Annotated in this window: 21 protein-coding genes; 11 read left to right on the top strand and 10 right to left on the bottom strand. The window is 69.7% G+C overall.

Annotated features, from left to right (window positions below):
* Positions 1-172: 172 nt before the first annotated feature.
* Together Q1A87_RS00560 and Q1A87_RS00555 are read left to right on the top strand one after the other, a co-directional pair.
* Positions 173-550: an NADH:ubiquinone oxidoreductase subunit NDUFA12 gene (locus tag Q1A87_RS00560; RefSeq protein ID WP_299645973.1), complete on the top strand. Its 378-nt coding sequence runs from the start codon at positions 173-175 to the stop codon at positions 548-550.
* The gene (locus Q1A87_RS00555; RefSeq protein WP_299645971.1) at positions 547-927 is read left to right on the top strand and encodes a DUF2155 domain-containing protein; all 381 of its coding nucleotides are present in this window, start codon (positions 547-549) and stop codon (positions 925-927) included. The genes Q1A87_RS00560 and Q1A87_RS00555 overlap by 4 nt, the downstream gene beginning before the upstream one ends.
* Here Q1A87_RS00555 and aat read toward each other — a convergent pair.
* The 9 genes from aat to Q1A87_RS00510 all read right to left on the bottom strand — a co-directional run bounded on the left by aat (position 885) and on the right by Q1A87_RS00510 (position 11,091).
* A complete protein-coding gene (gene aat, locus Q1A87_RS00550; RefSeq protein WP_299645969.1) occupies positions 885-1,529 on the bottom strand; it encodes a leucyl/phenylalanyl-tRNA--protein transferase in 645 nt (214 codons plus the stop codon). The genes Q1A87_RS00555 and aat overlap by 43 nt on opposite strands.
* Before the next feature lie 70 nt (positions 1,530-1,599).
* Positions 1,600-2,946 carry an acetyl-CoA carboxylase biotin carboxylase subunit gene (gene accC, locus Q1A87_RS00545; protein ID WP_299645967.1) on the bottom strand — a complete coding sequence of 449 codons (1,347 nt, stop codon included), beginning with the start codon at positions 2,944-2,946 and terminating at the stop codon, positions 1,600-1,602.
* Between the two features lie 3 nt (positions 2,947-2,949).
* A complete protein-coding gene (gene accB, locus Q1A87_RS00540) occupies positions 2,950-3,444 on the bottom strand; it encodes an acetyl-CoA carboxylase biotin carboxyl carrier protein (protein WP_299645965.1) in 495 nt (164 codons plus the stop codon).
* 249 nt (positions 3,445-3,693) lie between these two features.
* Complete coding sequence (acs, locus tag Q1A87_RS00535) at positions 3,694-5,643, bottom strand: acetate--CoA ligase (RefSeq protein WP_299645963.1); 1,950 nt, start codon at positions 5,641-5,643, stop codon at positions 3,694-3,696.
* Positions 5,644-5,724: 81 nt separating this feature from the next.
* Positions 5,725-6,480 carry an ABC transporter ATP-binding protein gene (locus Q1A87_RS00530; RefSeq protein WP_299645961.1) on the bottom strand — a complete coding sequence of 252 codons (756 nt, stop codon included), beginning with the start codon at positions 6,478-6,480 and terminating at the stop codon, positions 5,725-5,727.
* A 9-nt stretch (positions 6,481-6,489) separates the two neighbouring features.
* Positions 6,490-7,248 (bottom strand): ABC transporter ATP-binding protein, encoded by a 759-nt coding sequence (locus Q1A87_RS00525; protein WP_299645959.1) that lies wholly within the window; start codon positions 7,246-7,248, stop codon positions 6,490-6,492.
* A gap of 5 nt (positions 7,249-7,253) precedes the next feature.
* Positions 7,254-8,462: a branched-chain amino acid ABC transporter permease gene (locus tag Q1A87_RS00520; RefSeq protein WP_299646513.1), complete on the bottom strand. Its 1,209-nt coding sequence runs from the start codon at positions 8,460-8,462 to the stop codon at positions 7,254-7,256.
* 73 nt (positions 8,463-8,535) lie between these two features.
* The gene (locus Q1A87_RS00515; protein WP_299645957.1) at positions 8,536-9,567 is read right to left on the bottom strand and encodes a branched-chain amino acid ABC transporter permease; all 1,032 of its coding nucleotides are present in this window, start codon (positions 9,565-9,567) and stop codon (positions 8,536-8,538) included.
* Between the two features lie 150 nt (positions 9,568-9,717).
* Positions 9,718-11,091 carry a substrate-binding protein gene (locus tag Q1A87_RS00510; protein ID WP_299645955.1) on the bottom strand — a complete coding sequence of 458 codons (1,374 nt, stop codon included), beginning with the start codon at positions 11,089-11,091 and terminating at the stop codon, positions 9,718-9,720.
* Positions 11,092-11,312: 221 nt separating this feature from the next.
* Here Q1A87_RS00510 and Q1A87_RS00505 point away from each other — a divergent pair, with 221 nt between their 5' ends.
* The 9 genes from Q1A87_RS00505 (at position 11,313) to Q1A87_RS00465 (ending at position 20,132) form a co-directional block, all read left to right on the top strand.
* Complete coding sequence (locus tag Q1A87_RS00505) at positions 11,313-12,635, top strand: short-chain fatty acyl-CoA regulator family protein (RefSeq protein ID WP_299645953.1); 1,323 nt, start codon at positions 11,313-11,315, stop codon at positions 12,633-12,635.
* Positions 12,632-13,036 (top strand): response regulator transcription factor, encoded by a 405-nt coding sequence (locus tag Q1A87_RS00500; RefSeq protein WP_299645951.1) that lies wholly within the window; start codon positions 12,632-12,634, stop codon positions 13,034-13,036. Before Q1A87_RS00505 ends, Q1A87_RS00500 begins: the two co-directional genes overlap by 4 nt.
* Positions 13,033-13,296: a hypothetical protein gene (locus Q1A87_RS00495; RefSeq protein WP_299645949.1), complete on the top strand. Its 264-nt coding sequence runs from the start codon at positions 13,033-13,035 to the stop codon at positions 13,294-13,296. Before Q1A87_RS00500 ends, Q1A87_RS00495 begins: the two co-directional genes overlap by 4 nt.
* Complete coding sequence (locus Q1A87_RS00490; protein WP_299645947.1) at positions 13,293-15,953, top strand: ATP-binding protein; 2,661 nt, start codon at positions 13,293-13,295, stop codon at positions 15,951-15,953. The genes Q1A87_RS00495 and Q1A87_RS00490 overlap by 4 nt, the downstream gene beginning before the upstream one ends.
* Positions 15,954-16,022: 69 nt before the next feature.
* Complete coding sequence (locus Q1A87_RS00485; protein ID WP_299645945.1) at positions 16,023-17,219, top strand: flagellar motor switch protein FliM; 1,197 nt, start codon at positions 16,023-16,025, stop codon at positions 17,217-17,219.
* Positions 17,220-17,272: 53 nt separating this feature from the next.
* Positions 17,273-18,043, top strand: coding sequence for an aldolase/citrate lyase family protein (locus Q1A87_RS00480; RefSeq protein WP_299645943.1), 771 nt, complete (start codon positions 17,273-17,275; stop codon positions 18,041-18,043).
* A 126-nt stretch (positions 18,044-18,169) separates the two neighbouring features.
* Positions 18,170-18,307, top strand: coding sequence for an RSP_7527 family protein (locus tag Q1A87_RS00475; RefSeq protein WP_299645941.1), 138 nt, complete (start codon positions 18,170-18,172; stop codon positions 18,305-18,307).
* A gap of 74 nt (positions 18,308-18,381) precedes the next feature.
* The gene (locus Q1A87_RS00470; RefSeq protein WP_299645939.1) at positions 18,382-19,584 is read left to right on the top strand and encodes an RSP_2647 family RNA methyltransferase; all 1,203 of its coding nucleotides are present in this window, start codon (positions 18,382-18,384) and stop codon (positions 19,582-19,584) included.
* Complete coding sequence (locus tag Q1A87_RS00465) at positions 19,581-20,132, top strand: RSP_2648 family PIN domain-containing protein (RefSeq protein WP_299645937.1); 552 nt, start codon at positions 19,581-19,583, stop codon at positions 20,130-20,132. The genes Q1A87_RS00470 and Q1A87_RS00465 overlap by 4 nt, the downstream gene beginning before the upstream one ends.
* Here the strand turns inward: Q1A87_RS00465 and Q1A87_RS00460 are convergent.
* Positions 20,110-22,563, bottom strand: coding sequence for a penicillin acylase family protein (locus tag Q1A87_RS00460; protein WP_299645935.1), 2,454 nt, complete (start codon positions 22,561-22,563; stop codon positions 20,110-20,112). The two genes, Q1A87_RS00465 and Q1A87_RS00460, sit on opposite strands and share 23 nt — an antisense overlap.
* Positions 22,564-22,596 lie beyond the last annotated feature (33 nt).

Raw genomic sequence — 22,596 nt, 5'->3', positions numbered from 1 at the left:
GCCTGGCATGTGGGTTTGCCGTCTCCCGAGAGGCGTCCGGCGCGGGACTTAAAGTCTAGGTCAGGACGTCGTGCAAGGTAAACCCGCGCAGCCCTGAGTTGTGCAGGCCACCCCGACCTTGACCGTCGCGGCCCGGGGTGTAGGAGGGATCCGACATGGGCGGAGGATCGACATGGCCGGGTTTTTCAAGCGCCTCGTAGGCTGGTGGGACGGACAGAGCTTCGGCACGGCCGTCTGGTCCCGGCGGCACGGCCAGGAGGTCGCGCGCGATGATCTGGGCAACATCTACTACCGCAACGCCGACGATTCGCGCCGCTGGGTCTTCTATCCGAGCGACAACGATGCGAGCCGCGTGCCGCCCGAATGGCACGGCTGGCTGCACTTCACGATTCAGCAACCGCCCAGCGAGGTGCCGCTCAGGCGCCGCGGCTGGGAGAAGCCGCCCAAGGCGAACATGACCGGCTCGGACGAGGCGTTCTTCCGGAAGGGCTCCCTCAGGCGTGCCGACGTGGCCCCCGAGAGCGATTACGAGGCGTGGAGCCCGGAGTGATCCGCGCGCTTCTGGCCGGCCTGCTGGGCTTCGCACTGGCCCTGCCCGCGCTTGCGCAGCAGGGCCCGGTCCGCACGCGGACGGCGCCGGGCGCGGTGCTGCGGACGCTCGACCGGACGTCGGGCGAGGTCATCGATGTCGAGATGTCGTCCGGCCAGACGATGGCTTACGGGTCGCTTCAGGTGACGCTTCAGGAATGCCGCTACCCGGCGAACAACCCCTCGGGCGACGCGTTCGGGCTCGTCAAGGTGGTCGATTCCCGCGACGTGACCGAGCTCTTCGCCGGCTGGATGGTCGCCTCGTCGCCGGCGCTCAACGCGCTGGAGCACCCGCGCTACGACGTCTGGCTTCTCAGGTGCATGACCTCGGAGGATTGAGGCACGGGTCCGATCAGTTGCGCAGGTCGGGATAGCGCGTCGGCGAGAAGCGTGTGGTACTGCCGTCGCGGGATCTCGATCGCGCCGAGGCTGGCGAGATGATCGGTCAGGAACTGCGTGTCGAAAAGCGTGTAGCCGCGCTGCCGCAGCAGCGTGACGAGATAGGCCAGCGCCACCTTCGACATGTCACGACGACGGGAGAACATCGACTCGCCGAAGAAGGCAGTGCCGAGGGTGACACCGTAGACGCCGCCAACCAGCGCCCGGTCGACCCAGACCTCGAGCGAGTGGGCGTACCTGTCGGCGTGAAGCTCCGAATAGAGGCGGCGGATCGGCGTGTTGATCCAGGTCGTCTCGCGCGCCGCGCAGGCCTCGACAGTGCCGGCGAAATCGCGGTTCAGTGTCACTTCGTAGCCGCCTCGCCGGATGATCTTCGCCAGCGAGCGCGACAGGCGGAACCCGTCGAGCGGGAACACGCCGCGAAGCTTCGGATCGACCCAGTAGATCTCGGGATCGTCTCGCGCCTCGGCCATCGGGAAGATGCCCGATGCGTAGGCCATCAGCAGCGTTTCGGGCGTGATCTCGGGCGTGTCGCGGGGCATGGCAGGAAGATAGGTGCCGGTCCTCCGGCTTGGAAGCGCGTCGCGTCGATCGGGACGGCAAAATGGCCCGTCAGGCAAGGTTTCGCGCGAGCCAGTCTTCCAGCCAGTGGATCGTGTAGTTTCCGGCCCTGATGTCCGGGTCCTCGACCAGTTCCGCGAAGAGCGGGATCGTGGTGTCGACGCCGTCCACGATGATCTCGCCCAGGCTCCGACGCAGGCGGGCCAGCGCCTCATCCCGGTCGCGGCCGTGCACGATCAGCTTGCCGATGAGCGAGTCGTAGTAGGGCGGGATGCGGTAGCCGTCGTAGAGCGCGGAATCCATCCGCACGCCAAGGCCCCCGGGCGCGTGGTACTGCGTGATCCGGCCCGGGGAGGGCGAGAAGTTCGGCAGCTTCTCGGCGTTGATCCGGACCTCGATCGCGTGGCCGTTGAGCCGCAGGTCCTCCTGGATGAAGGACATCGGCAGGCCCGCCGCGACGTTGATCTGCTCGCGCACGAGGTCGACGCCGTAGACGGCCTCCGTCACCGGATGCTCGACCTGCAGGCGGGTGTTCATCTCGATGAAGTAGAAGTTGCCGTCTTCGTAAAGGAACTCGATCGTGCCCGCGCCGGCATAGTTTATGCGCGCGACGGCTTCGGCGCAGGTTCGGCCGATCTCGGCGCGCTGCTCCGGCGTGATCGCGGGACCGGGGGCCTCCTCAAGGACCTTCTGGTGACGTCGTTGCAACGAGCAGTCGCGCTCGCCCAGATGCACGGCGCGTCCGCGGCCGTCACCGAAGACCTGCACCTCGATATGCCGGGGCGTGCCGAGATACTTCTCGATATAGACCTCGTCGTTGCCGAAGGCGGCCTTGGCCTCGCTGCGGGCGGTGCGAAAGGCGTTCTCGAGGTCGGCCGCGCTCCGGGCGAGCTTCATGCCGCGCCCCCCGCCGCCCGCCGTCGCCTTGACGATGACCGGGAACCCGATCTCCGCCGCCATGAGCTCGGCGGTCTGCAGGTCCGGCACGCCGCCCTCGGAGCCGGGGACGCAGGGCACGCCCAGCTTCCGCATCGTCTCCTTGGCGGTGATCTTGTCGCCCATGACGCGGATATGCTCCGCCGTGGGGCCGATGAAGGTGATGTCGTGGTCCTCGAGCACCTGCACGAAGGCGGCGTTCTCGGACAGGAAGCCGTAGCCGGGATGAATCGCCTCGGCACCGGTGATCTCGCACGCCGAGACGATCGCCGCGACGTTGAGGTAGGATTGCGCGCCGGAGGCCGGGCCGATGCAGACCGACTCGTCGGCCATGCGGACATGCATCGCGTCGGCATCGGCGGTGGAATGGACGGCGACCGTCGCCACGCCCATCTCGCGGGCGGCGCGGACGACGCGCAGGGCGATCTCGCCCCGGTTGGCGATCAGGATCTTGGAGAACATCGCTCAGGCCAGGATCACGAGAGGGGCGCCGTATTCGACCGCCGCACCGTCCTCGACGAGGATGCGCTTCACCTGACCGGCGCGCGGGCTCGGGATCTGGTTCATCGTCTTCATCGCCTCGACGATGAGGAGGGTCTGCCCCTCCTCCACGGAGTCGCCGATCTGGACGAAGCGCGAGGCGCCCGGCTCGGGCGAGAGATAGGCGGTGCCGACCATCGGCGAGGTCACGGCGCCCGGATCCTGCGCCGGATCCTGCGTGGCGGCGGCACTCGCGGACATGGCCGGGCCGGACGGCGCCTGCGGCGCGGGTGGCGGGGGCGCGGCCGGCTGCAGGGCCGGGGCGGCGGGCGCCGCAACGATCTGACGGGCGACCCGGACGTTGAGGGCGTCGTCCTCGCCGTATTCGCGCGACACTTCCAGTTCGGTCAGGTCGTTTTCGCGCAGAAGCTCCGCGAGCGCCTTGATGAAGGCGACGTCGCTGTCATGGGTCTTCGTCATTGCCGTCTCCGCTGCGTGTTTCCCGGGGCCTAACGCGTCCCAAGGGTCAGGGGAAGCGTCCGGCGCACAGCTTTGCGGTAGCGTGGCGCGAACGGCGCAGCCTCGCCGGGGTCGCGGCGGCCCGGAGGCGCGGTCCGGACCGGCCCGGTAGACAGGGCGTCGAGCGGGTTGGCCCATGCGCCGATCCGAAGTCGCGATCGGGTGCGTCCGATCACGCGGGCGCGCGAAGCGCCGCGATCCTCCGTCGCCTCAGCGGTTCATGCGGTTCGCGATCAGGTCGTCCACGACCTCCGGATCGGCGAGCGTGGAGGTGTCGCCGAGCGCGCCGTAATCGTCCTCAGCGATCTTGCGCAGGATGCGGCGCATGATCTTGCCCGAGCGCGTCTTGGGCAGGCCCGGCGCCCACTGGATGCAGTCCGGCTTGGCGATCGGTCCGATCTCGGAGCGCACCCACGCCTCGAGCTCCTTCCGGAGATCCTCGGACGGCTCCTCGCCGCCCATGAGCGTGACGTAGGCATAGATGCCCTGACCCTTCACGTCGTGCGGGAAGCCGACGACCGCCGCCTCGGCAACCTTCTGGTGCGCCACCAGCGCGCTCTCGACCTCCGCTGTGCCCATCCGGTGGCCGGAGACGTTGATGACGTCGTCGACGCGCCCGGTGATCCAGTAATAGCCGTCCGCGTCCCGGCGGCAGCCGTCGCCCGAGAAGTAGTAGCCCTTGTAGTCCGAAAAGTAGGTCTTCTCGAACCGTTCGTGGTCGCCCCAGACCGTCCGCATCTGGCCGGGCCAGCTGTCCTTGATGCAGAGCACGCCTTCGGCGGCAGTTTCGGCGATCTCCTCGCCGGTCGTCGGATCGAGGATTGCGGGCTGCACGCCGAAGAAGGGCAGGGTGGCGGAGCCGGGCTTGGTGGCCGTCGCGCCGGGCAGGGGGGTGAGCAGGTGGCCGCCGGTCTCCGTCTGCCACCAGGTGTCGACGATGGGGCAACGGCCCTGGCCCACGACCTCGTTGTACCAGGACCAGGCTTCCGGGTTGATCGGCTCGCCCACGGTGCCCAGCACCTTGAGCGAGGAGAGGTCGTGCCCCTCCACGAGGCGCTTGCCCTGACCCATCAGCGCGCGGATCGCAGTGGGCGCGGTGTAGAACTGGTTCACGCGGTGCTTCTCGCAGACCGCCCAGAAGCGGCCCGCATCCGGATATGTCGGCACGCCCTCGAACATCAGAGTCGTCGCGCCGTTGGCGAGCGGGCCGTAGACGATGTAGCTGTGCCCGGTGACCCAGCCGACATCCGCGGTGCACCAGTAGACGTCGCCGTCGTGGTAATCGAACGTGTATTGATGCGTCATCGCGGCGTAGACGAGGTAGCCGCCGGTCGTGTGGACGACGCCCTTCGGCTGCCCGGTGGAGCCGGAGGTGTAGAGGATGAAGAGCGGGTCCTCCGCTCCCACCTCCTCGGGCGGGCAATCGTTCGACGCCTCGGCCTCGAGCTCGTGCAGCCAGAAGTCGCGCCCCTCCACCATCACGATCTCGCCGCCGGTGCGCTTGACCACGAGTGCTTTCGTGTCGGTCGACGCCTTGTCGAGCGCCTTGTCGGCATTGGCCTTCAGGGGCGTGTTCCGGCCCCCCCGCGGTGCCTCGTCGGCGGTGACGAGGACCTTCGCCTCCGACCCGTCGATCCGCGCGGCCAGCGCGTCCGCCGAGAAGCCGGCGAAGACGATCGAATGGATCGCCCCGATCCGCGCGCAGGCCAGCATCGCGTAGGCGGCCTGCGGGATCATCGGCATGTAGAGGACGACGCGGTCGCCCTTTTCGACGCCCAGCCCCTTCAGGACGTTGGCGAACTTGCAGACATGGGCATGCAGCTGGCGGTAGCTGACATGCTGCGCCTCCGCCTCCGGGTCATCGGGCTCCCAGATGATGGCCGTCTGCTCGCCGCGCTGGGCCAGATGCCGATCGATGCAGTTCGCGGCGACGTTGAGCGTGCCGTCCTCGAACCACCTGATATCGACGTTGCCGGGCGCGAAGGACGTGTTCTTGACCGTGCCGTAGGGCTTAATCCAGTCGATCCGCTTCCCGTGCGCGCCCCAGAACGCCTCGGGATCGGCCACGGAGGCCGCATACATCTCTTCGTAGGTCGCGCGGTCGATATGCGCGCCGGCGGCAAAGTCCGGATCGGGCTCGAACGTCTTGTCTTCGTGCATCATGATCTCCCTCATTCCCTGCCCGGGCTATCGGTCCCGGGCAGTCTGTGCCAGTCCCGGCCAACGGCGGTCCGTCGGCGGTCAGATCGCCAGATATTCGGCCCGCAGCGCCGCGTTATCCAGCACCTCCCGGGCGGTCCCGTCGAACACGACGCCGCCGGTGTCGAGGATCACGGCGCGGTCCGACAGCTTCAGCGCCCGGACCGCGTTCTGTTCCACGAGGATCGTGGTGATTCCGCTCCGTCGGATCTCGCCGAGCGTCCGTTCGATCTCGTCGACGATCACCGGGGCGAGACCCTCGTAGGGTTCGTCGAGAAGCAGCAGCTTCAGATCGCGGGCCAGCGCGCGGGCGATCGACAGCATCTGCTGCTCACCCCCCGACAGCGTGACGCCCTCCTGGCGGCGGCGTTCGCCGAGCCGGGGGAAGAGCTCGTAGATGCGCTCGATCGACCAGCCGACGGGCGGGGCGATCTGTGCGAGCTTGAGGTTCTCCTCGACGGTCAGGCCCGGGATGATCCGCCGGTCCTCCGGGACGAGACCCAGCCCGGCCGCGCTGGCCTCGTGCGCCTTCATGCGGTGCAGGGCGTCACCGTCGAGCCAGATTTCGCCCTGCCTGAGTTCGGGGTTGCCGAGCCGCGCGCAGGTCCTGAGCGTCGAGGTCTTGCCCGCGCCGTTGCGCCCGAGGAGCGCGAGGATCTCGCCCTCCCGCACGTCGAAGCTGATCCCCTGCACGATGTAGCTCTCGCCGTAATAGGCGTGGATGTCGCGAACAGAGAAGAAGGCCTGCGCGGTCGCGTCACGGCCTGTCCCGTCGTCGAATGCCGGATTGACGTTCATCGCGTCCCCCTAATGCTCCGTCTCGCCAAGATAGGCCTCGCGCACCTTCGGATGGCCCTTGATGTTGTCGGGCGTGTCCTCGACCAGCGGCGTGCCCTGCGCCAGCACCGTGATCCGCTCGGCGAGAGAGAACACGACATGCATGTCGTGCTCGATGATCGCGATGGTGATCGGCCGGCTGTCCTTGATGTGCTTGAGAAGCTCGATCGTGTTGTTGGTGTCGGCGCGCGCCATCCCCGCCGTCGGCTCGTCAAGAAGCAGCAGGCGCGGCTGTTGGGCGAGGCACATCGCAATCTCGAGCCGCCGCTTGTCGCCGCGCGACATCGAGGCCGCATGCATGCCACGCTTGTCGATCATGTGCATGTCCTCGAGCATGTGCTCGGCCCGGTCCACGATCTCCCGGTCGCGCATCATCGCGCGGTAGCCATGCAGGGCGAAGGCGCCGTCGCGTCTGGCGAGGCAGGGGATCATCATGTTCTCGAGTACCGTCAGGTCGCCGAAGATCTCGGGCGTCTGGAACACCCGGGAAATGCCCATCTGGTTGATCTCGTGCGGCTTGCGGCCAAGCACCGACTGTCCGTCGAAGCTGACCGAGCCGGTATCGGGAATGAGTTTGCCGACGAGGCAGTTCAGGAGCGTGGACTTGCCCGCGCCGTTCGGCCCGATGATCGCGTGAACCGAGTTCTCAGCCACCGAGAGGTTCACGTCCGAGAGCGCGTGAAGCCCTCCGAACCGCTTACCGACGTTCTTGACCTCGAGAATGCCCATCCGGCTCACTCCCCCGCCTGACGCTGCGCCGCCGCGTCGTCCTCGACCCCGCCGCCCTTGCGGTCGCGGCGGAAGATCGTGGCCATCTTGTTTCCACCCTGCACCAGCCCGCCGGGCAGGAAGATCACGACCAGCATGAAGAGCAGCCCGAGCGTCAGGTGCCAGCCCTTGCCGACGAAGGGATAGACGATCGCCACCAGCGCGTCCTCCAGTCCGTCGGGCAGGAAGGCGAACCAGGCATGCAACGTGGATTCGTTGATCTTCGAGAAGATGTTCTCGAAATACTTGATGAAGCCCGCGCCGAGCACCGGGCCGATCAGCGTGCCCGCACCCCCGAGGATCGTCATCAGCACGACCTCCCCCGACGCGGTCCATTGCATCCGCTCGGCGCCCGCGAGCGGGTCCATCGCCGAAAGAAGCCCGCCCGCGAGGCCGGCATACATTCCCGAGATGACGAAGGCCGCGAGCGTGTAGGGCCGGGCGTTGACGCCGGTGTAGTTCAGCCGCTGCTGGTTCGACTTCACCGCGCGCAGCATCATCCCGAAGGGCGACCGGAACAGGCGCACGGAAAGGTAGAAGCAGATGATCATAACGACGGCGCAGAGGTAGTAGCCGGCGTTGAACTGGAAGTTCCACGCCCCCACGGACAGCGTCTCCGTTTCCCGCATGGCAAGGCCGAAGATGTGCGGCGCGCGGGGCCCGTCGCCCTGCAACCATTGCGGGTCGTTGGTGTAGACCTGCAGGCCGGTCTCGCCGTTCGTCAGGTTGAACGACGGATTCGACAGGACGGAATAGGCCAGCGCGAAGGACATCTGCGCGAAGGCGAGCGTGAGGATCGAGAAGTAGATGCCCGAACGCCGGAGCGAGATGTAGCCGATCAGCAGCGCGAAGAGCCCCGAGACGACGATCGCAAGCAGGATGCCCGGCAGGACGTTGTAGCCCAGCAGCTTGAACATCCACACGCAGGAATAGGAGCCCACGCCGAGGAAGGCCGCGTGACCGAAGCTCAGGTAGCCGGTCAGCCCGAACAGGATGTTGAAGCCGATCGCGAAGATCCCGAAGATGACGAAGCGCTGCATCAGGTCCGGGTAGCCCGCGTTGAACTGCGCCATGGCCGAGTTCGACGGGAACGGGTTGAGTAGGAACGGCGCCAGCATCGTCAGCGCGATCACGACGGTGAGAAGGCCGAAATCCTTGCGCGTCAACCCGAGGATCGTGTCGCGGGCCGCCCTGCGCGAGGGCAGCTGCGCGGCGACGGGGGTGTAGTCGGTCTGGTCGGTCATGGCGTCACTCCTCCATCACGCCGCGGCGTCCCATCAGGCCCCTCGGACGGGTCAGAAGGACGGCGATGGCGACGAGGTAGATGATGATCTGGTTGATGCCCGGCACCGCGGTCGTCGCCCAGGTCGTCGAGGCGAAGCTCTCGAGAATGCCAAGCAGGAACCCCGCCAGCACCGCGCCGGGCAGGGAGCCCATGCCGCCCACGACCACCACCACGAAGCTCAGCACGAGGAAGTCCATGCCCATGTGGTAGTTCGGCGGATTGATCGGCGTGTACATCACGCCGGCCAACCCCGCGACGGCGGCGGCGATGCCGAACATGATGGTGAAGCGGCGGTCGATGTCGATGCCGAGCAGGCCGACCGTCTCCCGGTCCGCCATGCCGGCGCGCACGACCATTCCGAAGGTCGTGAATTGCAGGAAGGCGAACACCGCGGCGATGATGATCGCGGCGAAGAAGAAATAGACGAGCCGCCAGTACGGATAGATGATCGTGTTCGGATCGAAGCCTAGCAGCACGCCGAAGTCGAAGCTGCCCCGGAAGGCGTCGGGCGCCGGCGTGGGGATCGGGTTGGCGCCGTAGAAGTACTTGATGACTTCCTGAATCACGATGGCGAGGCCGAACGTCACGAGGATCTGGTCGGCATGGGGGCGCTTGTAGAAATGCTTGATGAGGCCCCGCTCCATCACGAAGCCGATGAGCAGCATGACCGGGATGGCGACGAGGATCGAGACCGGGACGGCCCAGTCGACCAGCGTCTGTCCAAGCTCCGCGCCGAAGATGTCCTGCACGTAGAGTACGTCCTCGTAGCGCGGATTGCCGAGGAAGTCCGTCCCCGACGGCTCCGACGCCTTGTGGCTGAGCTGCAGCAGGCGGCTCATCGTGACGGCGACGAAGGCGCCCAGCATGAAGAGCGCGCCATGCGCGAAGTTCACCACGCCGAGCGTCCCGAAGATGAGCGTGAGGCCGAGCGCGATCAGCGCGTAGGCCGACCCCTTGTCGAGCCCGTTGAGGATCTGGAGCAGGAAGGCTTCCATTTGGACGGTATCCCTGAAGGTACGGCCGGATCGGCGGAGCGGGTACGTGGACCGCCCGCCGGAAGGCCGGTGTCGGGGCGGTGACCGGCCGGTGGCCCGACCGTTTGCCCGGGGGACCGGCCGCGCCCCGCGCGACCGGTCAGGCTCAGATCAGGCGCCGGGGTTGCACTCGCCGAGTTCGCCGCCGGCGAACATCGGGTGATCCGGCTCGTAGGTGACGGCTTCGGTCGGCGTGACCTCGACGATCTCCACGAGGTCGAACTCGTTGTCCGGGTTCTCCTTGCCGCGAACGACGACCACGTCCTTGAAGCACTGGTGGTCGGCAGCACGGTAGAGCGTCGGCCCGTTCCCCAGACCGTCGAACTCGAAATCCTCGAGCGCTTCGACGACCGCGCAGGGGTTGAAGCTGCCCGCGCGTGTCACGGCGTCGGCGTAGAGCAGCGTCTGCGCGTAGCAGGTGTGGGCCGCCTGGCTCGGTGGGAAGCCGTATTTCTGGCCGAAGGATTGCACGAAGGCATTGGTGCCGGTGTAGCGCGAACCGCGCTCGTTCTCGAGCTTCCAGTCCCAGTTCTGCGACCCGGGGATGCCGGCGATGTTCTCGCCCGCACCGCGCGCCATGAGCTCCGAGTAGAGCGGCACGACGATCTGGAAGTCCTTGCCGTTGGCCTGCGCCTGTTTCAGCCCGAACTGCACGGCGTTGGTCAGCGAGTTGACCATGTTGCCGCCGTAATGGTTGAGCACCAGCACGTCGGCGCCCGAGTTCAGGACCGGCGCGATGTAGGAGGAGAAGTCCGTCGCGGCGAGCGGCGTCAGCACGTTCTCGACCGTCTCCCAGCCCAGCGCCTCGGTCGCCGCGGCGATCGATTCCTGCTGCGTCCAGCCCCAGGTGTAGTCGGCCGTCAGGTGGTACGCCTTCCGGTCGGTGCCGTAGAGGCTCTCGAGCACGGGCGCCATCGCGGCGGCGGACATGTAGGCGTTGAAGAAGTGTCGGAACCCGTTGGCCTTCTTGTCCTTGCCGGTCGTGTCGTTGGAATGCGTGAGGCCCGACATGAAGATCACGCCGGCATCCTGGCAGAGGCCCTGCACCGCGACCGCGACACCGGACGAGGAGCCGCCCGAGATCATGACCGCACCGTCCTTCTGGATCATCGACTGCGCGGCGGCGCGGGCCGCGTCGGACTTGGTCTGCGTGTCGCCGGTGACGAACTCGACGCGCTTGCCCATGATGCCGCTGCCGTCGAGCTCCTTCGAGGAGAAGGTCTGCAGCATGCCGCCGTCGCCCTCGCCGTTCAGGTGCTCGACGGCGAGCTCGAAGGCGCGCAGCTCGTCGGCGCCCTCGTCGGCATAGGGGCCGGTCTGGGGCACGTTGAAGCCGAGCGTCACCGTGTCGCCGGTCGGCGCGTTGGTGAAGCCCTGCTCCTGCGCCCGGGATGCGCCGGTGAAGATGGTCGGCAGCGTGAGACCGGCGCCGGTGGCGGCACCTGTCTTCATCACGCCACGCCGGGTGAAGTGCGATCTGGTCATGAGGACCCTCCCTGTATTCTTGTCGCCGGCACCCTCTCCCATCGGCCGCCGGTGGTCCGTCCTGTCGACGGATCGAAGACATTATCCGGCGAGGATCCGTCCGACTTCAACAAGCTATCCAACAAGCTTCATTTTCTTGTAAAGAAGATGACACTTACAAAAACAGATTTGTAAACTCATTCTCGCGCACTTGCAGCATCGAAGGAAAATCAGGGGGTTTCGTGACAAGAGCCACACCGACCGGACACAGGATACGGGAACGGCGTCTGGCGCTCGGCCTCAAGCAGAGGGAAGTTGCCGCAACGGCAGGTATCTCGCCCAGCTACCTGAACCTCATCGAGCACAACCGTCGGGCCATCGGCGGGGCGCTCCTGTCCCGGCTCGCGGCGGCGCTCCGAACCGATCGCGCGGCGCTCGCCGAGGAGGGGGATGCCGAGCTGGTCGATGCGCTGCAGACGTTGGCGGGGTTGCGCGGCACGGAGGCGCGCGCGCTGGATCAGGCCGGCGATCTGGCGCGGCGGCATCCCGGCTGGGCGCGGCTTCTCCTGTCGGAGGCGGAGGAGAACGCGGCGCAGAGCCGCAGGATTGACGCGCTCACGGACCGTCTGACCCACGATCCGACGCTCGCGGAGGCGGTACATGAGCTGATGTCCTCGGTCTCTGCCGTTCGGTCCATGGCCTCGATCCTCGCCCAGACACCGGAGATCGACCCGAACTGGCTCGCGCGGTTCCACGTCAATCTGGACGAGGACAGTCGTCGGCTGGCCGAACGGGCGGATATGGTCCGGGGCCTTTTCGACGCGCGGCCTGCGCTGGCGGAGACGGACCTGCTGCCCGCGGAGACCGTCGCACGCTTCCTCGACGCGCATGGGCATCGTTTCGATCGCCTCGAAGATGCTGGTGCGGATGCGATCCCCGATCTCGTGGCCGGCATCGCCGACCCGGTCGCGCGGGAGATGGCGGCAGACGTTCTTGCCGGGGACGCCGCGGATGCGGCGCGATTGCCGCGGAGCGTCGTGATGGCAGCGAAGACGCCCGCCGACCTGTTCGAGGCGGCGGAGGGGGACGTCGCGCTCGTCCTGCGCCGGATGGGGACCCGGGATCCGGCCCGCGGTCTGTTGGTCTGCGATGCTGCCGGGGCGGTGCTGCGGCGCAAGCCCGTGGCGGGGTTTCCGCCGTCGCCGGTCGGTGCGGGCTGCCCGCTCTGGCCGGTCTATGCCGCACTGTCCGCGCCCGGCCACCTGATCGACAGGACGATCGAGATGCCGGACGGCGCGGCCTGGCAGGCTCAGGCCATCGCGACGCTCGCCCCGCCCGTGCGCTTCGGGCAACCATCGATCGTCCGGGCGACGATGCTTCTGACCCCGGTCGCGGACGCATCGGCATCTGGCCGCGCCATCCCCGTCGGGCCGGGATGCCGGGTCTGCCCGCGCGTGGACTGTCCCGCCCGGCGGGAGCCCGGCGTGCTGACCGCGAGGCTGGACAAGGTGGACGACGCCATGAACACTCCGCCCGAGCCACGACCGGAGGGAGGCCAGGCTTGACCGATACGACCGAACCCGGCCCGGCGAGCGGGCGGCCGCCGGGCCGCGTTCTCCTGATCGAGGACGAGCCGAACATCGCCACGGCGCTGGGCTTCATCCTGCAGCGCGACGGCTGGCAGGTCTCGACCCATTCCGACGGGGCGACCGCGCTCGACGCCGTGGCGCGGCATGCGCCGACCGTCGTCGTGCTCGACGTGATGCTGCCGGGCCGGTCGGGCTTCGACATCCTGTCCGGCATCCGGTCGGGCCCGCGTCCCGACCTCCCGGTCCTGATGCTGACCGCGAAGGGGCAGGCCAAGGACCGCGCCCGGGCCGAGGCGCTCGGCGTCAATCGGTTCATGACCAAGCCGTTCTCCAACCGCGAGATCCTCGACGCGGTGCGGGACCTGGCCGCGACGTGACCGGCCACGCGCCCGCGACCGACGCGCAGCGCCGCCGGCGCGCGCGCGCGCGGGTGATCGATGCGGCGCGCCTGCTGCCCTTCCTCGGCGCGGCGCTGGTGCTGCTGCCCGATCTGGTCCTGTCGGACGGGGCGGGCGGGGACGGGGCGACGGTGCCGTGGCTCACGTACCTCTTCGCCTCGTGGCTCGCGCTCATCGGCCTCGCGCTCTGGATCGCCCGCCGGTACGCGCGCCCGGGCGGTGCGGACGATCCGTCGTGACGCTGACCTTCAACCTGCTGGTCGCGATCTGCCTCGGCTACGTGGCGTTCCTCTTCGCGGTGGCCTTCGCCGGCGAGCGCCAGTCCACGCGGGGTCGCAGTGGCTGGCTGCGCGGACCGACGGTCTACACGCTGTCTCTGTCGATCTACTGCACCGCGTGGACGTTCTACGGCGCGGTCGGCTACGCGGCCCGGTCGGGGCTGGAGTTCATGACCATCTATCTCGGCCCGACGCTCGTCTTCGTCGGATGGTGGTGGTTCCTGCGCAAGCTCGTCCGGATCGGACGGGCCGAACGGGTGACCTCGATCGCGGACATCGTGTCGAGCCGCTACGGCAAGTCCACCTCGCTCGCGGTCATCGTCACGCTGCTCGCGGTGGTGGGCACGACACCCTACATCGCGCTGCAGCTGCAATCGATCACGCTCGCCTTCGGCGTCTTCGCGGCGCCAGGCACCAACGCGTCGGAGCTGCACGGGCTCGCGCTCTGGTGCGCGGTCGGGCTCGCGATCTTCACCATCCTGTTCGGCACGCGGCGGCTCGACATGGGCGAGCGGCACGAGGGGATCGTGAGCGCCATCGCGGTCGAGGCGGTGGTGAAGCTCCTCGCGCTCCTCTCGGTCGGCGCCTTCGTCGTCTGGGGCCTGAACGACGGCATCGGCGCGACGCGGGCGGCGATCGCGGCGGGACCGGTGGCGGACTGGACCGCCACGCCGGGCCGCTGGGCGGGGCTCATCCTGGTGTCGGGCGCGGCGGTGATCTGCCTGCCCCGGATGTTCCAGGTCCTCGTGGTCGAGAACACCGACGAGCGGCATCTGGTGACGGCGAGCTGGGCCTTCCCGGCCTACCTGATGGCGATGTGCCTCTTCGTCGTGCCGATCGCGGCGACCGGGCTCGCGCGGTTGCCGGCGGGGTCGAACCCGGACCTCTTCGTCCTGACGCTGCCGCTGGCGGAGGGGCGCGACGGGCTGGCGCTGCTCGCTTTCCTCGGCGGCTTCTCCTCGGCCACGTCGATGGTGATCGTGGCCTCGGTCGCGCTCGCGACGATGCTGTCGAACCACGTGGTCATGCCGATCTGGCTCGCCGCGCAGGGGCAGGGGCGGGCCAGCATCTCGGGCGACGTGCGCGCCGTCGTGCTGCGCGCCCGGCGCATCTCGATCCTGGCCGTCCTCGCGATGAGCTACCTCTACGTCCGGACGACCGGCGGGACGGCGGCGCTGGCCTCGATCGGGCTCATCTCCTTCGTCGGCATCGCGCAGGTGCTGCCGACCCTCGCGTTCGGGCTTTTCTGGTCGGGCGCCACGCGGCTCGGGGCGGCGGCGGGGATCGTGACCGGCTTCGCCATCTGGGGCTGGACGATGCTGCTGCCGGTCCTGCTGCCGGGGGTCGCCGCGCTCGAGGCCCCGTTCGGAATCGGCTGGCTCGGGTCGTCCTCGCTCTTCGGGATGACCGGCGACCCGCTGGTAACGGCCGTGATCCTGTCGCTCGGCCTCAACACCTTCGTCTTCTGCCTCGTCTCCCTCGTCGCGTCGCCCACGCCGATGGAGCGTCTGCAGGCGCCGCGCTTCGTGCATGTCTTCGACCGGACGGCGCAGCCCCGCGGTCATCGCGGCGGCACCGCGCAGGCGGACGAGCTCCTGATCATGGCGCAGCGCATCCTCGGCGCGCGCGAGGCGCAGGATTTCTTCTTCGGCGAGGCTCGCCGGCAGGGACGGGACCGCGACCTGCCGGAGACGACGCCCGAACTGCTCGACCGGCTGGAGCGGCGCCTCTCGGGGTCGGTCGGTGCCGCGACCGCGCATGCGATGGTCAGCGGGATCACCGGCGACGCGCCCGTCTCGGTCGAGGACCTCCTGGCCGTCGCCGACGAGACGGCGCATATCATGGAATACTCCGCCCGGCTCGAGGCGCAGTCCGCCGAGCTCACGCGGACCACCCGGGAACTGCGGGAGGCCAACGCCAAGCTCACCGCGCTCGGCCGGCAGAAGGACGCGTTCCTGAGTCAGGTCAGCCACGAGTTGCGCACGCCGATGACCTCGATCCGCGCCTTCTCCGAAATCCTGCGCGAGGAGGACGTGCCGGAGACGGACCGGGCCCGCTACGCCGGCATCATCCTCGAGGAGAGCCGCCGCCTGACGCGCCTGCTCGACGACCTGCTCGACCTGTCGGTCCTCGAATCCGGGCAGGTCGTGCTCGACCGCGTCGCCGTGAGCCTGCGCGACGTGATCGATCGCGCGCTCGCGGCCTCCGGGGAGACCGGCCTGCATATCGACCGCGATCCGGTCGCGGAGGCGGTGCATGTCGAGACCGACCCCGACCGGCTCGCGCAGGTCTTCATCAACCTCGTGACCAACGCGGCCCGGTATTGCGACGCGGCGCGGCCGACGCTGTCGATCCGGGTCGCGGTCGCCGAGGCGGTCACGGTCGACTTCACCGACAATGGCGGCGGCATCGAGCCGGACGCGCGGGACCTGATCTTCGAGAAGTTCGCGCGCCTCAGCGAGAGGTCCGCAACCGGCCGGGCCGGACTCGGCCTGGCGATCTGCCGGGAGGTGATGGCGCGGCTGGGCGGCGGCATCGCCTATGTCGCCGTGGGGCGCGGCACCACGTTCCGCGTGCGGCTGCCGCGCATGGTGGCGCAGGCCGCGGTGGCCGAATGAACGGCACGGGAAAAGATTTGTTAACGTCGATCGCGCAGAGAGAGCCGCGAGAGAATCCCTCGAGGCCCGATGTCTGCAGAACGTGACACAAACCTCCTGCGCCGGATGGCCGCGCCGAACGCGGCGGTCGCCGAAACCGGGCTGGTCTCCGAGTCCGATCTCGCCCGGGCGATGGCCACCGGCGTCCTGCGCGTGGCCGACAGGATGGACGGTCTCGGCCTCTCGACGGGGGAGCGCACGGCCCGGCGCGTCGACGCGGACGCTGCATTCGACGGGTTCGACGCCCGCGCGCTCTGCCTGCTCCTCGACCCGGACGGCTACGACGCGACCGCGCCGGGCGGTTCGTCCCCGGAGGCGCTCGCGGCGCGGACCGGATTGTTCGTCCTCCACCCGGCCCTGACCGACGCGCTGATCGAGGTCCAGACGATCGGCCGGGTCGAGGGGCCGGGCCGGCCGGCGCGTCGGCCGACGCGGATCGACGCGGCGCTCGCGCAGCCCTTCGTGCTGTCCCTGCTCGATCAGGTCCGCGCGCTGCGTCGCGCCGATTCGAGCGAGCCGTGCCCCGGCGCGCTGCGCGCCGGCAGCTTCATCGCCGGGCCGGCCTCGCTCGGCCTGATCCTGACCGCGGCGAACTATCTCCGAGTCGACCTCGAGATCGAGCTCGGCGACGGGCATCGCCAGGCGGGCCTCTCGCTCGTCCTGCCCTTCGATGCGGCGGCCCGCGCCAGCGCGGACGAGCCGGACCCGCGCGGCGAATGGGCGCCGGCGATGGAGGCCGCCGCGATGGAGGCGCCGGTGCGACTGGAGGCGGTGCTGCCGCCGGTGCGCCTGCCGCTGTCGCGGCTGGTGACGATGAAGGTCGGCGACCTGATCCCGATCGACGCCAACGCGCTGAGCCGACTGTCGCTGCACGGTGGGTCCTCCGGCGTCACCATCCCCGGTCGCGCGCGCCTGCCGCGCGGGGCGTCGCTCTCGGCGCGGCTGGGGCAGCTCAACGGCGTGCGTGCGGTGAAGATCGCGGCGCTTCCCGGCGATACGGACGCGGCCGAGGCCGGGCACGACCCGGAATTCGGCGCCGGCGCGATCGCCGCAGGAGGGCCGGGATCGGCCCCGGCGCTCGGCCTGTCCGATCCGGGGGCGGAGGGGGCGCTCGGCGACCTGCCGGACTTGCCGGATTTGCCGGATTTGCCCGGCTCGCCCGGGACCTCGGATCTGCCGGATCTGCCCGACCTGCCTGACTTGCCCGACCTGCCCGACCTGCCCTGACGGGCTTGCGCCGCGCCCGCGCCTCTGCAACCTGTCGGGCGGGAGGACCGGACATGGCGGAGCAGAGGCGGGCGCTTCGGGCGCGGATGCGGGCAGGCGAGCGTCTGGCCGGAACCTTCGTCAAGACGCCCAACGTCGCCGTGATGGAGGTCCTGATCCTGTCCGGCCTCGACTTCGCGGTGCTCGACGCGGAACACGCGCCGTTCGACCGCGGCGCGATGGATGCCTGCCTGGCCGTCGCGCGCGCCCATGACTTCCCCGTCCTCGTGCGCGTGCAGGACGGCGCCCCCGCCCGCATCCTCGACGTGCTTGACATGGGCGCGACCGGCATCGTCGTCCCGCACGTGGACGGCGTCGCGAAGGCGGAATCGGTCTCGCGCGCCGCACGGTTCGGCATGGGCGGACGGGGCTATGCCGGCTCGACCCGCTGGGCCGGCTACACCACGCAACGGATGCCCGATCTTCTGGCCCGGTCGCGCGAGGAGACGGTCGTGCTCGGACAGATCGAGGAGCCGGTCGGGGTGGACGCGGCCGGGGGGATCGCGACGGTGGATGGGCTGGACGGGCTCTTCATCGGGCCGTCGGACCTGTCGGTCGCCTACGGGCACGACAGCCTCGACAACCCGGATCTGCCCGCGGCGATCGCAAGTGTCGGCCGCGCCGCGGCGGAGAACGGCAAGACCTTCGTCACCTGGGTTCCGAATGTCGGGATGGCGGCGGATTGGGCGAAGCACGGCTTCACCATGTTCGTCGTCTCCTCCGAGCACGGCTGGATCCTGCAGGGCGCGCGCGAGACGGCGCAGGCCGTCCGAAACCTTTCGTAAAGCTTCTTGCGCTCAGCGCATAGGGGCGTTTCCGGACCGGCATTTGTGATATGCCGCACCGCGGCATACTTCTGGGTCAACGGAAGCGGCGGACAACCCCGTCGCGACAGACCTACGGAGCCCGCCATGACCGATCATCAATATCTGGACGTTCACAAGTACGAACTCGAAGCCCGCGCCATGCGTGCCGCCTACATGCGCGAACTGGGCCGGACCTTCGCGACCCGCCTCCGCGGCCTCTTCGCACGGCCCGCGCACGCCTGATCCGCCTGCGATAAGTTTGCAAGGGCCCCGTTCGGGGCCTTTCGCATGTCCGGGGGGGCGGTCTAGAGGGAACCATGCCCGACACCGCTGCACCCCGCCCCGTCCTTCGCCTCAAGCCCGGGGCCGACGCCCGCCGCCTGCGTCACGGCCACCCCTGGGTCTACCGCGACGACGTCGTGGCCGACCGGCGGACGCGGGCGATCGATGCCGGTACGATCGCCGTCCTGACCGATGCCGACAGGGCGCCGCTGGGGTTGGCGGCGATCAACATGGAGTCGCGCATCGCGGCCCGTATCCTCGACCGCAATCCGGAGGCGGCGATCGACGCGGCGTGGATCGCGGCCCGGCTGCGCATGGCCGCCGGGCATCGCGACCGCCTCTACGACGCGCCGTTCTACCGCCTCGTCCACGCCGAGGCCGACGGGCTGCCGGGCGTCATCGTGGACCGGTTCGGCGACGCCGCCGTCCTGCAACCGAACGCCGTCTGGGCGGAGGCGCATCTGGACGATTTCGTCGCCGGGCTCGCCGCGCTGGGGATCCGGCACGTCCTGCTGAACGCGACGGGCCGGGCGCGGTCGACGGAGGGGCTGGACGCGGAGAGCCGGTGGCTCGCCGGCGGGCTCGACGCGCCGGTGCCGGTGGAGATGAACGGCGCGACCTATATCGCGGATCTCACCGGCGGGCAGAAGACGGGCCTGTTCTACGACCAGCGGCCGAACCATGCATTCGTCGCCGGACTCGCGACGGGCGCACGCGTGCTCGACGTGTTCGCGCATGTCGGCGGCTTCGGGTTGGCCGCGCTCGCCCACGGCGCCGTCTCGGCGCTGGCGGTGGACGGCTCCGCCCCGGCGCTGGACCTCGCGGCAGAGGGGGCCGACCGGATGGGGGCGTCCGCGGCCTTCGCCACGCGCAAGGGCGACGCGTTCGAAATCATGGCGGCGCTGGCCGGGGAGGAAGCGACTTTCGAGGTCGTGGTGGCCGACCCGCCCGCCTTCGCGCCGGCGAAGTCCGCGCTGACGGCTGGCCTGCGCGCCTACGAACGGGTGGCGCGCCTCGCCGCGCCGCTGGTGGCCCCCGGCGGCTATCTCACGCTCTGCTCCTGCAGCCATGCGGCGGAACTGTCGAAGTTCCACGCCGCCTGCATCCGCGGGATCGGCCGCGCGGGTCGGTCGTCGCAACTCGTGCGGACCGGCTATGCGGGGCCGGACCATCCGGTCCATCCTCAGCTCGCCGAGAGCGGCTACCTCAAGGCGCTGACCTTCCGGCTCCTGCCGTGAAGGCGTTCCTCGACGCCTGCGTCCTCTATCCGACGGTGCTGCGCGAGATCCTGGTGGGCTGCGCGCGCGCCGGGCTCTATCGGCCGCTCTGGTCGCCGCGCGTGCTGGAGGAATGGGCGCGGGCGGCCCGGAAGATCGAGGGCGGCGAGGTGGTCGCCCGCGGCGAGATCGCGCTCCTGCGCGCGGCCTTCCCGGAGGCGGAGGTGCGCCCGGGGCAGGGGACGGAGGCGCGGATGTATCTGCCCGACGCGAACGACGTCCACGTCCTCGCCGCCGCCTCGGATGCCGGGGCGGACGTTCTGGTCACGCTGAACCTGCGCGACTTCCCCAAGTGGGACGTGGCCGAGGAGGGCATCCGGCTCCGCTCGCCCGACGTCTTCCTCCTCGACCTCTGGCAGACCGACCCCGACCGCATGGCCGCCGATGTCGAGACCGTGCGCGCCACCGCGGAACGGCTCTCCGGCGAGGCGATGCCGCTTCGCCCGCTCCTGAAACGCGCCCGCCTGCCGCGGCTCGCGAAGGCGCTCAGCGCGGAACGAGACGGGTGATCCCGACCGCCCCGGCGCGGGCGAGCTCGGGATCGAGCGTCATTGGGATGTATTCGCCCCGCCGCCAGAGTTCCCCCAGATCGTCGTAATGCGGTGACAGCGGGTGGCCCGACTGCCCGGTGGACGTGATGAACACGCTGCTCTCGGGATCGGCGAAATCGTAGACGCCGCGATAGGTCGCCGCGTGGACGTTGACGAACGGCTCCGGCAGGACGCCCGCGATGCGTCCGCGCAGAAGCGTGTTGTCCCCGCCGGACGTGGATTGGCGGATGTTCACGACCATGCCGAGCCCCGGCACGTCGCCCAGGACCGGGTGGTCGTGCCGTGCCTCGTGCGCGTCGCCCCAGCGCCAGCTTTCCACCGCCGCGCCGTATTCCTCCTCGAGGAACTGCAGCGCGTCGTCGAGCGCCAGCCGCGCCATCTCGGTGCAGGTCTCCGTCTCCCGCGACCGGATCACGTCGCACCAGGCCGCGGCGCCGTCCACGTCGCGGAACACGCGTTCCAGGAAGAGCGGCTCCATCCGCGTGTATTCGTCGGCGAGCGGTCCCAGATCGTCGCGGATCAGCCGGTCCTGCAGGGCCCGCATCCAGGCCACGTAGATCAGCGGTTCGGGCAGGTGCTCCGACATCTCGCCGTTCCACGCGGCCAGAAGCTCCAGCGCGATCTCGCGGCGCCGCTCCGGCGTGCCGGGGGCCGCGGCCGCGCCGGTGAACCACAGGTCGCGTCCGATCAGCGGCAGCAGCGCGCGTGCCGTACCGGAGACGATGTCGAGCTGCGCCTCGATCATGCTCTCGCGCGTATGGACGTCGCGCTGCCGCATCAGCCGCTGCATCCGCTGCACCCGCTGGCTGTCGCCCCAGACGAAGCTGAGATGGTCGGGGAAGGGCGCGTCCGTCGTCTTGTTGTTGGTGTTGCCCAGCATCCCGCCTTCGGGGTCGTCCCAGACCGGGTTGTCCTCCGCCGGCTTCAGGCCGCGCCAGCGGTTCGCCTCGATCCAGCCGGGCGCGGGGATGCGGCCCTGGCTCTGGTGGTCGGGGTCGCGGTCGGGCTGCCGGCCCATCAGCGTCATCGCGACCCGCTCGCCGTCGGTCAGCGTCAGGTTCTGCGCGGGCGCGACGAAATGGCGGGCGGCGGCGATCCCGTCCTCGATCGTCCGGGCCCGCATCAGCTCGAGCCCTGTGCGCATCGACGTGTCCTCGGTCGAGAGCGCGGTCCAGTTCAGCGCGGCGACATGCCCGGGCGGCGTGACGGTGCCGAGGTCGAACTGCCGCCCCGTCAGCACCGGGCCGTTCTCTGTCCGCCGGAGGGTGAGCGTCACCGGGTCGGCCTCCGCGATCCGCAGGATGCTCCGCGCGGTCTCGAACTTCGCCCATCCGTCGGGCGTGCGGTAGCGGGACGGGTCGTCGGGATCGAGCTCCTCGATCACCACGTCCTGATCGTCGAGATAGCTGGAGGTCAGCCCCCAGGCCAGGTGCGGCGTCCGGCCCAGCAGCACGAAGGGAATGCCCGGGAGCGTGCCGCCGATCGCACCGCCGGTCGCGAGCTCGAGCCGGGCGAGATACCAGAGCGTCGGCGCCTGCAGCCCCAGATGCGGGTCGTTCGCCAGCAGCGCCCCGCCGGCCGCCGCACGGTCCGGGGCGACGGCGAAGGCGTTCGACGCGCCCGCGAGGTCGGGCGGCGGCGCGGGCCAGAGGAACGGGTCCGGCCCGGCCGCGGCGAAATCCGTGGGCGTCAGCGTCGGGAACAGGTCGGCGGCCAGCGCGACCGTGCCGTCGCCGGGCACGTCCGGGTGCAGGTCGCGCAGCCGGTCCCCGGGCAGGACGAGCGAGGCGCGGGCCCGCCGCACCTCGAAGCCGACATGGCCCGAGAGTTGCAGCGCCATCAGCTTGACGAGCGCGATGCTGTCGGCGGGCTGCCACGGCGCGATCTCGGGCGCGAACAGGAAGAATTCCGGCGCCCCGCGCCCCGACGCATCCGCGTTGATGACGTCGATCCGCGCGTTCACCCCCGCGGCATACGCCTCCAGCATCGCGGCCGTCTCCGCATCCTGCGCATCCACGCTCCGCACGGCGGCGTCGTAGAGACCCAGCCGCCGCATCAGCTCGTCGGTCCGCAGGCTGCGCGTGCCGAACAACTCCGAGAGCTTGCCCTGCGCCGTCCGCCGCATCAGCGTCATCTGCCAGAGCCGGTCCTGCGCATGCGCGTAGCCCAGCCCGAAGAACACGTCCGCGTCGCTTTCCCCGAAGATGTGCGGCACGTCGTGGGTGTTGCGCACGATCTCGACCGGGGCCGAGAGGCCCGCGACCCGCTCCGTCGCGTCGTATTCGGGCAACGACCGCGACGCGAGCCAGAACGCGCCGGCGATCAGCAGCCCCGCGAGGAGCATGAGGCCGGACACGATCCGGAACGTCCAGCGGAACACGCGCTCCATGCGACCTCCTGTTGACCCCTTCGGTCGCGGGCG

It is taken from the genome of uncultured Jannaschia sp., from assembly GCF_947494055.1.
In the GTDB taxonomy this organism is placed as follows: domain Bacteria; phylum Pseudomonadota; class Alphaproteobacteria; order Rhodobacterales; family Rhodobacteraceae; genus Jannaschia.
The sequence above is the reverse complement of the archived record's forward strand: the minus strand, read 5'-3'. Positions and strand labels throughout refer to the sequence as shown.